Annotated in this window: 4 protein-coding genes; all 4 read right to left on the reverse strand. The window is 65.5% G+C overall.

Going from position 1 to position 3968, the window contains the following annotated elements; all coding sequences use genetic code 11:
* Positions 1-31: 31 nt before the first annotated feature.
* Positions 32-1471 (reverse strand): NAD(P)(+) transhydrogenase (Re/Si-specific) subunit beta, encoded by a 1440-nt coding sequence (locus ACE039_RS17795; protein ID WP_105558451.1) that lies wholly within the window; start codon positions 1469-1471, stop codon positions 32-34.
* Positions 1468-1785, reverse strand: a complete 318-nt coding sequence (locus ACE039_RS17800) for an NAD(P) transhydrogenase subunit alpha part 2 (RefSeq protein ID WP_006224972.1) — start codon at positions 1783-1785, stop codon at positions 1468-1470. The genes ACE039_RS17795 and ACE039_RS17800 overlap by 4 nt, the downstream gene beginning before the upstream one ends.
* A gap of 2 nt (positions 1786-1787) precedes the next feature.
* Entirely contained in the window at positions 1788-2906 is a 1119-nt protein-coding gene (locus ACE039_RS17805; protein ID WP_485822950.1) for a Re/Si-specific NAD(P)(+) transhydrogenase subunit alpha, read from the reverse strand.
* Between the two features lie 152 nt (positions 2907-3058).
* Positions 3059-3934 (reverse strand): N-formylglutamate amidohydrolase, encoded by an 876-nt coding sequence (locus ACE039_RS17810; protein ID WP_310032478.1) that lies wholly within the window; start codon positions 3932-3934, stop codon positions 3059-3061.
* Positions 3935-3968: the final 34 nt, after the last annotated feature.

A 3968-nucleotide genomic window follows, 5' to 3' on the forward strand; every position in this document is an offset into this window, starting at 1 on the left:
CGCCCGGTACGGGGCGTTCGGGGGCGGATGGCTACTCCACCGCCTTGACCATGTCTTCCAGCACTTTCTTCGCGTCACCGAACACCATCATCGTGCGATCCATGTAGAAAAGCTCGTTGTCCAGGCCCGCATAGCCCGAGGCCATCGAGCGCTTGTTCACGATCACGGTGCGCGCCTTATAGGCTTCCAGGATGGGCATGCCGGCGATGGGCGACTTGGGGTCGTTCTTGGCGGCCGGGTTGACCACGTCGTTCGCGCCCAATACCAGCACCACGTCGGTCTGGGCGAACTCGCTGTTGATGTCTTCCATTTCGAAGACCTGGTCGTAGGGCACTTCTGCCTCGGCCAGCAGCACGTTCATGTGGCCGGGCATGCGCCCGGCAACCGGATGGATGGCGTATTTGACCGTCACGCCGCGCTCGGTGAGTTTGGTCGCCAGTTCTTTCAGCGCGTGCTGCGCGCGTGCCACCGCCAGGCCGTAGCCGGGCACGATGGTCACGCTTTCGGCGTTGGTCATCAAGAAGGCGGCGTCGTCCGCGCTGCCTGATTTGACGCTGCGCTGCTGGCCCGCGCCGGCATCCGCGCCGCCGCCCGCCTGGCCGCCAAAGCCGCCCAGGATCACGTTGAAGAACGACCGGTTCATCGCCTTGCACATGATGTAGGACAGGATGGCGCCTGAAGAGCCCACCAGCGAGCCCGCGATGATCAACATCGGATTGTTCAGCGAGAAGCCGATGCCGGCCGCCGCCCAGCCCGAGTAGCTGTTCAGCATGGACACCACCACCGGCATGTCCGCGCCGCCGATCGGGATGATGATCAGCACGCCCAGCACGAAGGCGACCAGCGTCATGATGACGAAAGGCGTCCAGTCCTGGGTCAGCATGAACCACACGCCGCAGCCCAGCATCACGAGCGCCAGCGCCAGGTTCAGCATGTGCTGGCCGGGGAACACGACCGGGGCGCCCTGGAACAGCCGGAACTTGTACTTGCCCGACAACTTGCCGAAGGCAATGACCGAACCCGAGAACGTGATGGCGCCGACGAAGGTGCCGATGAACAGCTCGAAGCGGTTGCCGGTGGGGATCATCGCCCCGGCCGCGACGATGCCGAAGGCGTGCGGCTCGGCCACCACCGCGACGGCGATGGCCACCGCTGCCAGGCCGATCATGCTGTGCATGAAGGCAACCAGTTCCGGCATCTTCGTCATTTCGACGCGGCGGGCCATCAGCGTGCCGACGGATCCGCCGATCAGCAGGCCCAGCAACACCCAGCCCAGGCCGATCGTGGCCGTGCCTGTGCGCGCCAGGCCGACGATGAGCGCCGCCGTGGTCAGCACGGCGATCGCCATGCCTGCCATGCCGAAGGCGTTGCCCAGCCGCGACGTGGTGGGATGCGACAGACCCTTGAGCGCCTGGATGAAGCAGACCGAAGCAACCAGGTAGAGCAGGGTGACGAGGTTGAGCGAGATCATTTCGCTTCCTCCTTGCCCGGCTTGCGATCCTTTTTCTTGAACATCTCAAGCATGCGCCGCGTGACCAGGAAGCCGCCGAACACGTTCACCGCGGCAAGCGCCACCGCGAACACGCCCATGCCGCGGGCCAGTCCGCCTTCGGTCAGGGCCGCCGCCAGCATGGCGCCCACGATGATGATGGCCGAGATGGCGTTGGTGACCGCCATCAGCGGCGTGTGCAGGGCGGGGGTGACGTTCCACACGACGTGGTAGCCGACATAGATGGCCAGCACGAAGATGATGAGGTTCATCAGGGTGGGGTTGATCGCTTCCATGTTCAGGTCCTCCGCGTCACATTGCCGCCTTCGCACACCAGGCAGGCCGCCACGATTTCATCGTCGCGCTGGATTGCCAGCGCGCCGTCCGCATTGATGATGAGCTTCAGGAAGTCCTGGACGTTCCGCGCGTACAGCGCGGACGCATCCGTGGCCACCAAACCGGGCAGGTTGGTCAGCCCGATAATCGTCACGCCATGCTTTTCCACGACCCGCCCTTTTTCGGACAAGGGGCAATTGCCGCCGCGTTCGACCGCCAGGTCGACCAGCACCGAGCCGGGCTTCATGGCCGCGACGGTTTCGGCGGACACCAGCGTGGGGGCAGGCCGGCCGGGAATCAGCGCGGTGGTGATGACGAGGTCTGCCTGCTTGCATCGCTCGGACACCAGCGCCGCCTGCCGCGCCATCCAGCCGGGCGGCATGGCGCGCGCATAGCCGCCCGTGCCTTGGGCGATCTCGCGTTCCTCGTCGGTTTCGAACGGCACGTCGATGAACTTGGCGCCCAGCGATTCCACCTGTTCGCGCGCGGCGGGGCGCACGTCGGAGGCCTCGACCACCGCACCCAGGCGCTTGGCCGTGGCGATGGCTTGCAGGCCGGCCACGCCGGTGCCCAGCACCACGGCGCGCGCGGCTTTCAGGGTGCCGGCGGCGGTCATCATCATCGGGATCAGGCGGCCATAGTGATGCGCGGCCAGCAGCACGGCCTTGTAGCCCGCCAGGTTGGCCTGCGAAGACAGCACGTCTAGGCTTTGGGCGCGGGTGATGCGGGGCGCGGCCTCAAGGGCGAATCCGACCAGCCCCGCGGCGGCCATTTGCGCCAGGCCGTCGGCGTCGAACGGATCAAGCATGCCGATGACGACGGTGCCTGGTTTCATCTGCGGCAATTCGGCGGGGGAAGGGGCGCGTACCTTCAGAACGAGTTCGGCGCCCAAGGCATCCTGGGCGGAGCCGAGCGTGGCGCCCGCGGCCTCATAGGCGTCATCAAGATAGCGAGCGGCGGTGCCTGCGCCACGCTCCACGACAACGGTGTGTTTGCCGCCTACGTACTTCTTGACGGTTTCTGGTGTTGCTGCGACACGGGTTTCCCCGTCTCGGGTTTCTTTTGGTATCCCGATGTGCATCGACGCCTCTCCTGGAAGGTTCGCCGTAGTTATACACGGGAATGACAAAAAAAAGCCCCATGGCGAACCATGGGGCTCGGGTCTTTCAACCCACTTGCTCCGGCCAGTCTTACCACGCCGCTGGCCGGTTACCTGCGTGCAAACGTCCGGCGTCAGGCCGTTTGCGCGCGAGTCCAGTTGATCAGCGCGGCGGTGAGGTCGCGCAGATCGGCCTTCAGGCGGCCATAGTTTTCCGTGGGGCGCAGCGTGGTTTCGTCCATATACAGCTTGCGGTTGATTTCAATCTGCAGGCTGTGGCGACCCTCTTCGGGGCGGCCGAAGGCGCGCACCAGTTCGACGCCCTTGTAGGGATCATTCACCGTGACGTCGTAGCCACGTTCGCGCAGCCAGGCCGCGATGAATTCGCGGAAGGCCGGGTCGCTGGTGCTGCCGTCGCGATCGCCCAGCACGAAGTCGGGATGGACCAGGCCGGGGCGGTCGGTGGCGAAGGCGCCCGCGACGCTGGGCATCGAGTGGCAGTTGATGTGCCAGACCTTGCCGAACTTCTTGTGGGCGGCGTCCAGCACCTGGCCCAGCGCGGCGTGATAGGGCTTCCAGCAGGCATCGATGCGGTGGCGGACTTCTTCGATCGTCAGCTTGCGGTCGTACAACGGGGTGCCGTCATCCAGCATGCGCCAGATCAGGCCCTTGCCCAGCTTGACCTTCGGCGAGGCGTTGATGGCGTCGGGCCACGCGGCGTCCAGCAGCAGTTCGTCGATCTCGTCGGGCGCGCGGTTGGCGTCGATGTAGGCGCGCGGAAAACCGGCGGCAATCATCGGCACGCCCATTTCCATGGCGTCGCCCCACAGATCGTCAACCCAGGTGTCTTCCGCAGTGCGCAGTGCGCCAAAGTCCACCGCGGCCGCGAAATCGGGAGGGTAGGCGGTGCCGCTGTGCGGAGAATCCAGCACAAGCGGGGCCGAGGTTTCCGAATCCGGATATTGCTGCGGAAGGTCGAGCCGGTAAGACAGGGGTTGGGTAATTCGCATATTGGGGTCGTGCGTTCGTGAATCGGAGGCTCCC

The organism is Achromobacter maghribensis, assembly GCF_057334215.1.

Bases quoted from the DNA above. Each gene is read 5' to 3' on its own strand.
- ACE039_RS17805 (WP_485822950.1), bottom strand. From the start codon at position 2,906: ATGCACATCGGGATACCAAAAGAAACCCGAGACGGGGAAACCCGTGTC.
- ACE039_RS17810 (WP_310032478.1), bottom strand. From the start codon at position 3,934: ATGCGAATTACCCAACCCCTGTCTTACCGGCTCGACCTTCCGCAGCAA.
- ACE039_RS17800 (WP_006224972.1), bottom strand. From the start codon at position 1,785: ATGGAAGCGATCAACCCCACCCTGATGAACCTCATCATCTTCGTGCTG.
- ACE039_RS17795 (WP_105558451.1), bottom strand. From the start codon at position 1,471: ATGATCTCGCTCAACCTCGTCACCCTGCTCTACCTGGTTGCTTCGGTC.